The 5,059-nt window shown below is 72.7% G+C and carries 6 protein-coding genes; 4 read left to right on the top strand and 2 right to left on the bottom strand.

Going from position 1 to position 5,059, the window contains the following annotated elements:
* Positions 1–1,434: APC family permease (locus JYK17_RS28520; protein WP_222811490.1), on the bottom strand; the 1,434-nt coding region annotated here is incomplete at its 3' end.
* A gap of 34 nt (positions 1,435–1,468) precedes the next feature.
* On the bottom strand, positions 1,469–2,419 hold the full coding sequence (locus JYK17_RS28515; RefSeq protein ID WP_108011862.1) for a hypothetical protein: 951 nt from the start codon (positions 2,417–2,419) through the stop codon (positions 1,469–1,471).
* A 395-nt stretch (positions 2,420–2,814) separates the two neighbouring features.
* Here JYK17_RS28515 and JYK17_RS28510 point away from each other — a divergent pair, with 395 nt between their 5' ends.
* From JYK17_RS28510 to JYK17_RS28495, 4 genes are read left to right on the top strand one after another with little or no spacing between them, the layout of a single operon-like run.
* Complete coding sequence (locus tag JYK17_RS28510) at positions 2,815–3,708, top strand: DMT family transporter (protein WP_128803510.1); 894 nt, start codon at positions 2,815–2,817, stop codon at positions 3,706–3,708.
* Between the two features lie 23 nt (positions 3,709–3,731).
* Positions 3,732–4,250, top strand: a complete 519-nt coding sequence (locus tag JYK17_RS28505) for an NUDIX domain-containing protein (RefSeq protein ID WP_222811489.1) — start codon at positions 3,732–3,734, stop codon at positions 4,248–4,250.
* 10 nt (positions 4,251–4,260) lie between these two features.
* Positions 4,261–4,653 carry a YidH family protein gene (locus tag JYK17_RS28500; protein WP_016434461.1) on the top strand — a complete coding sequence of 131 codons (393 nt, stop codon included), beginning with the start codon at positions 4,261–4,263 and terminating at the stop codon, positions 4,651–4,653.
* Positions 4,650–4,973, top strand: coding sequence for a DUF202 domain-containing protein (locus tag JYK17_RS28495; RefSeq protein ID WP_222811488.1), 324 nt, complete (start codon positions 4,650–4,652; stop codon positions 4,971–4,973). Before JYK17_RS28500 ends, JYK17_RS28495 begins: the two co-directional genes overlap by 4 nt.
* Positions 4,974–5,059 lie beyond the last annotated feature (86 nt).

Below are 5,059 nucleotides of genomic sequence, written 5' to 3'. Positions count from 1 at the left end.
GCCGACGACCAGGGCGAGGCCGATGATGGCGGGCAGCAGCCAGCTCAGGGAGGAGCCGGGGCCCGCGCCGACCAGGACGTCGAAGTCCTTGACCGTGTAGCCGGCGATCACCAGCAGGGCTACGGCCGCGAGCGCGGAGGTGGCCAGACGCCAGGACTGGGCGCGTGCGGCCCCGCGCCGGGCGAAGAAGACGATGACCGACACGGAGGCCGCCGCCATCAGCACGATCACGCCGAGCGCGCCGACGTTGCCGAACCAGGTGAACAGGTGCAGCACGGGCGCGGTCGGGTCCCCGGTGGGCTTGTCGTCGGCGATCGCGAAAATGATCACGACGACCGCCGCCACCGCCGTCTGCAGCAGGGACCCGGTGCCGGGGGCGCCGCTGGAGCCGGTGGTGCGGCCGAAGGTGCGCGGCAGCAGGCCCTCGCGGCCCATCGCGAAGGTGTACCGGGCGACGACGTTGTGGAAGCTGAGCATGGCCGCGAACATGCCGGTCACGAACAGCACGTGCAGGACGTCGGTGAAGGCCCCGCCGAGCCGGGACTCGGTCAGCGAGAAGAGCATCCCGGCGCTCTCCTTCTGCGCCACGCCGACGACCTGGGAGGGCCCCGCGGCCACGGTCAGCGCCCAGCTGCTCAGCGCGAAGAAGACGGCGACGCCGCCGACCGCGTAGAACATCACGCGCGGCACCAAAATGTGCGGCCGGCTGGTCTCCTCCGCGTACACGGGCGCCTGCTCGAAGCCGAGGAAGGCCGCGATGCAGAAGCACAGGGCGGTGCCCACGCCGGCGCCGCTGAGCGTGTCCGGGTTGAAGGCGTGCAGCGACAGCCCCTCCTTGGCGGGGTCGCCGATGGCCGCGACGTCGAAGATCACCACCAGGATCACCTCGACGACCAGCAGCACGCCCAGCACGCGGGCGTTGACGTCGATCTTCAGCCAGCCCAGCAGTCCGACGACGGCGAGGGCCACCAGCGCCGGTATCCACCACACGACCGTCATATCGGCGTACTTGTCGAAGAGCCCGGAGACCTCGAAGCCGAAGATGCCGTAGATGCCGACCTGCAGGGCGTTGTAGGCGACCAGCGCCACCAGGGCCGCACCCGCTCCGGCGGTTCCGCCGAGGCCGCGGGAGATGTACGCGTAGAAGGCGCCGGCGTTGTGGACGTGCCGGCTCATCTCGGCGTAGCCCACGCCGAACAGGATCAGGACCACGCCGAGGACGACGAAGAGCAGCGGCTGCCCGACGATCCCCATCACCGCGAACGTCGTGGGCATGACACCCGCGACCACCATGAGCGGGGCGGTGGCGGCGAGCACGGAGAGCAGCAGGCCCCCCGTGCCGAGGCGGTCGGCGCGCAGGGCACGCTCCTGCCCCAGATACGTACTGATGCCGTCGGAGCCGGCTCTGCTCGCGCTGGAACTGCCCGTGGTCATCGCGGGGACCGTCCTTCTGTCGGAGTCGGGAATCTCATGCCGTGCCGAGCGCGGTGGCGCGCGCGGCACGGAAGGCGGAGTGCGGATCGCGGTCCGGGTAGGACCACGGGGCGGGGGTGGCGTGCTCGCCGATGCGGTGGAAGAGGGCGGCGGCCTCGGCGCCGCGCCCCTCGCAGACCTTGGCGTGGGCGAGGAAGTTGAGGTCGACCAGGCGGCGCGGGTGGCCCTCGTGCTCCCACTCCAGCCACCAGTCGAAGGCGGCCTTCATCACCTGCCGAGCCCGGCGGCCGCTCCAGTGGCCCGAGGAGACGGGGTCCGGGGACGCGTGCCCGGCGGCGGCCAGCACGCGGTAGCGCTCGGCGTGGGCCACGACCGGCAGGATGGCGAGCGGGGAGTCGGCCGGTGCCTGCTCGGCCGCCCAGTTGGCGAAGTCGTAGACCTCGTGCAGCGGGTCGGCGCCCGCCTCGGCCTGCCGGTCGGCGAGCCGGGCGACCATCAGATGGTGCGCGTGGTGATGATCGGCGTGCCGGCTGCGGATCTGGTCGAAGAGGCGCGCGGTCTCCTCGTCCGTGCCCATGCTGCGCTCCAGCATCAGCAAGCCGAGCCACGGGGTGGGGTCGGCCGGTACGAGGTCGGCGGCCGCCCGGCAGGCCTCGCGGGCGCGGTCCGGCTTGTCCTTGCGGGCCAGGGCCCGCTGCACCTGCGCGAGTGCGAGCAGCACGGCGGCGTCGGCGGAGTCGGGCTCGGCGAGCAGCCAGTCGCGGGCCCAGGCGGCGCTGTAGGACTCCAGCGCCAGCACGGTGAACCGGTGGCCGCGGCGGTCCCAGTCGTCCCCCGTGTGCACGAGCAGCGATCGGGCGGCCTGCCACCGGCCCTGGGCCAACGCGGCGCGGGCCGCGACGAGTTCGGCGTCGTCCAGAGCCGCGTCGAGAGCCTGGGCCGCACGCTTGCGGCCCCGGCCGAGAGGTGGCGGGGGTGGAGACACCGCGGGAACTTCCTCACGCGACGCGGTGCGTCGCCCGATATCGAATTGCCGTCGACTGGTCACGCACAGCAAACCGGTCACCAACGGTTCACGTCAAGGGATGGTCAGGTGTTACACGGTTCAACTCCTGTGACTGGAGGGGCATTTAGTGATCAGTGGGCCCGTGGTCACCGCCGTGCGGCCGGTCACTGGTGTGGCGTACGCCATGGCGCCCGGGGCCAGGGCACCCCACCATGACCGAACGGCCACGTCGGCGCCGCACCCGCGTTTCGGGACCGCCCGGCGACGTGACGGAGTCGACGTCCGGATCCCCGCACTCCCGGGGGCACGGCGCCCGCCGGGAGGCTACAGTCACCCAAACGCACCCCGTGTCCCCAACGATCGAGGTACGCAGCGTGTCCGTTCTGGTTCTGATTCTCGCCGTGAGCGCGGCCTGCTGTCTGGGCTTCGGATTCGTGCTCCAGCAGAACGCGGCCCAGCGGGCACCACTGAGCGACTTCCTCTCGCCGCGCCTGCTGGTCGACCTGATGCAGGTGCCGCGCTGGCTGGGCGGCATCGCCTTCATGGTGGCCGGCATGGTGCTGGGCGCGATCGCGTTGTCCCTGGGCGAGATCTCCCTGGTCGAACCGCTGCTGGCCACGAACCTCCTGTTCGCGCTCGCGCTCTCCCGCAGGCAGACGAGACAACCGCTCGGCCGCCAGGGCTGGACGGGACTCGCGCTGCTCGCGGGCGGCGTCACCGCCTTCATCGTCGCGGGACAGCCGCGCGGCGGCAGCGCGATCAGCGACCCCTTCCGGCACTGGCTGATCATCGGCGCCATGACCGGCCTCGCCCTGCTGCTGACGACGTACGCGAAGCGCTCGCGCCTGAGCGCCGCCCCGGTCCTCCTCGCCCTCGCCGCGGGCCTCCTCTACGGCGTCCAGGACGCCCTGACCCGGGTCAGCGGCCAGCGCTTCTCCGAGGGCGGCCTGACCGAGCTGGTGACCACCTGGCAGCCGTACGGCGTCGCCGTCATCGGCGTCACCGGCCTGATCCTCGTGCAGAGTGCCTTCGAGACCGCTCCCCTGCGCATGTCGCTGCCCGCCCTCACCGCTGCCCAGCCGCTCGCCGGCATCCTGTGCGGGGTGGGCTTCCTCGGCGACCGGCTGCGCACCGACACCGGCGCCCTCGCCTGGGAGGCGGCGGGCCTCGCGGCGATCGTCGGCGGCATCGTCCTGCTCGGTCTGCACCCGTGCATGCCGAGCGGCGCCGTCAAGCCCCAGCGGGTACGGGACCTGCAGCCGAACTGACGCCGTCCTGCTTGGATGGCCGTATGACGAGCCCCGCAGACGAGATCCTCGACATCGTCGACGAGAACGACCAGGTCGTCCGGCAGGCCCCGCGCGGCGAGGCCTACGCCGAGGGCCTGCGGCACCGCTGCGTCTTCATCGAGGCCACGGACGCGCAGGGCCGCCTCTTCGTCCACCGCCGCACCCCCGTCAAGCTGGTCTTCCCCTCCCTCTACGACATGTTCGTCGGCGGTGTGGTCGGCGCGGGCGAGTCCTACGACGAGGCGGCGCTGCGCGAGGCCGAGGAGGAGCTCGGCGTCTCCGGTCTGCCGAAGCCGCGGTTCCTCTTCAAGTTCCTCTACGAGGACGGAGCGGGCCTCAGCTGGTGGTCGGCGGTGTACGAGGTCCGCTGCGAGCTGCCGGTCAGCCCGCAGGTCGAGGAGGTGGCCTGGCACGACTTCCTGCCCCAGGCGGAGGTGGAGCGGCGGCTCGCCGAGTGGGAGTGGGTGCCGGACGGGCTGGCGGCGTACCACCGCCTGAAGGCCTTCCGGTCGGCCGGATAAGGTCGCTGGCGTGATCGCATTCGTACGCAACGTCCGCCTCTGGTTCGCGCCGGAGGACGTACGCGAGGAGGGCAGCACGCCCGACTACCGCTTCTCGCTGGCGAACGAGCGCACCTTTCTGGCCTGGGTACGCACCGCGCTCGCTTTGATCGGCGGCGGATTCGCGGTGGACCAGTTCCTGCCGGACCTGCGCTGGGCCTGGCGGGTCGGGCTCGCGCTCGCGCTGCTCGGCGCGGGCGCCCTGTGCTCCCTGCGCGCGGTCAACCACTGGATGCGCTGCGAACGGGCCATGCGCCGCGGAGAGGACCTGCCGGTCTCCCGGTTCCCGGCGCTGCTGAGCGTCGTCGTGGCCGTGGTGGCGGTGGCGATGGTGGTCGTCGTGCTCGTCGGGTGGGAGGGATGAGCTCCGCCGCGGGCCCGGAGCGCGATCCCGGACTGCAGCCGGAGCGCACCCGGCTGGCCTGGCGGCGCACCACGCTGGCGAGCACCGTGGCCGCCGTGCTCGCCGCGAAGACCGCACTGCACGGCGGCGCCTCCGCCGCCGGCATCGTCGCCTGCGCCCTGTGCTGCTCCCTCTGGCTGGGCTTCCTGCTCGTGGCCCACCGCCGCATCCGCACCCTGGCCTTGGCCGCCGTCCCGCCGGTGCTGGCCCCCCGGCACGCCACGGCCGCGATCGTGTGCACGGTGGCCATGGCCGCGTGCGGGGTGGCCCTCGTGCTGTGACGGGGGGATGCGCTGGGGCCTCGCTTCCGGATCGGCTCGGCGGCGCGGGCCCCGGCACGCACTCCCCCACTGCCTCAAGGACGTGG

The sequence above is a fragment of the Streptomyces plumbidurans genome (assembly GCF_019857225.1).
GTDB classification, from domain to species: Bacteria; Actinomycetota; Actinomycetes; order Streptomycetales; family Streptomycetaceae; genus Streptomyces; species Streptomyces plumbidurans.
The sequence above is the reverse complement of the archived record's forward strand: the minus strand, read 5'-3'. Positions and strand labels throughout refer to the sequence as shown.